The 724-nt window shown below is 51.7% G+C and carries 2 tRNA genes and 1 rRNA gene; all 3 read right to left on the bottom strand.

The window, feature by feature from the left end:
* Positions 1 to 353: 353 nt before the first annotated feature.
* A tRNA-Ala gene (locus tag QZM72_RS35525) sits at positions 354 to 429 on the bottom strand.
* A 42-nt stretch (positions 430 to 471) separates the two neighbouring features.
* A tRNA-Ile gene (locus tag QZM72_RS35520) sits at positions 472 to 548 on the bottom strand.
* 64 nt (positions 549 to 612) lie between these two features.
* A 16S ribosomal RNA gene (locus tag QZM72_RS35515) occupies positions 613 to 724 on the bottom strand; the annotation flags it as partial.

Raw genomic sequence — 724 nt, 5'->3', positions numbered from 1 at the left:
TTCGCAGGCTACCGCGTCCTTCATCGCCTGTGATCGCCAAGGCATCCACCACATGCACTTGTTCGCTTGACCCTATAACGAGTCTGTCTCGTTACAGGTTGAGTTCTCGCGTTGTGCCGTATTCCAAAATCGAGCCGAACAATGAAGTTCGAATCATCTTGAGATACATCGATACAATCACAACCCGGATAACTTTCACGTCCATCTCGAGACGCTTCCGCTATCCAAATTACTTACTTCTTCCAGATTGTTAAAGAACGACAGCCGATATCTGTTGATATCCTCTGACTGGCTCAATCGCCAATGCAAAATTCTCGGTTCAGTGTCTGAACCAAGCCCTTAGCGTTGGTGATTGGTGGAGGCAGACGGGATCGAACCGACGACCCCCTGCTTGCAAAGCAGGTGCTCTCCCAGCTGAGCTATGCCCCCATGTACAGATTTGCCTCAGGTGTGTACCGCCACACAAGACGGTGGTGGGTCTGGTTGGATTCGAACCAACGACCCCCGCCTTATCAAGACGGTGCTCTAACCGACTGAGCTACAGACCCCTGAGTCTGTCTTTAATTTACAGCCGATAAGCGTGAGCGCTCAACTTGTGCGAGATAGCTCTGGAAAGGAGGTGATCCAGCCGCACCTTCCGATACGGCTACCTTGTTACGACTTCACCCCAGTCATGAATCCTACCGTGGTGACCGTCCTCCTTGCGGTTAGACTAGCCACTTCT

It is taken from the genome of Burkholderia sp. AU45388, from assembly GCF_030481585.1.
In the GTDB taxonomy this organism is placed as follows: Bacteria; Pseudomonadota; Gammaproteobacteria; order Burkholderiales; family Burkholderiaceae; genus Burkholderia; species Burkholderia sola.
Note: the sequence above shows the minus strand (reverse complement) of the source record. Positions and strands in the feature narration are given on the sequence as shown.